Source organism: Psychrobacter sp. TB20-MNA-CIBAN-0197 (genome assembly GCF_040309765.1).
GTDB lineage: Bacteria > Pseudomonadota > Gammaproteobacteria > Pseudomonadales > Moraxellaceae > Psychrobacter > Psychrobacter submarinus.
Genome location: NZ_JBEOPC010000376.1, coordinates 1 through 285 on the forward strand (window position 1 = coordinate 1; position 285 = coordinate 285).

1 protein-coding gene is annotated in these 285 nt (G+C 41.1%); it reads left to right on the forward strand.

Translation table 11 applies throughout. From position 1 onward, the window contains the following. Positions 1-55 precede the first annotated feature (55 nt). On the forward strand, positions 56-285 hold a 230-nt coding region (locus AAEY83_RS14110; RefSeq protein WP_351059794.1), incomplete at its 3' end, for an efflux RND transporter permease subunit.

Genomic DNA, 285 nt, shown 5'->3' on the forward strand with positions numbered 1-285 from the left:
CACTAAAAGAAGGCATGAAAGTAAGAGCATGGAATAAAGAGCGAGGCTTATAATTATGAGCTTTGCACAACTCTCCATAGAGAAAAAAGTAATCAGTTGGATGTTTACGCTGCTGCTATTAATTGGCGGTAGTGTTTCGTACTTTGATTTAGGGCAACTAGAAGACCCTGAGTTTACGCTTAAAAAAGCCATGGTTATTACCATGTACCCTGGCGCTTCGCCGCAGCAAGTTGAAGAAGAAGTTACTTTTCCGATTGAAAACGCGATTCAGCAACTCCCTTATGT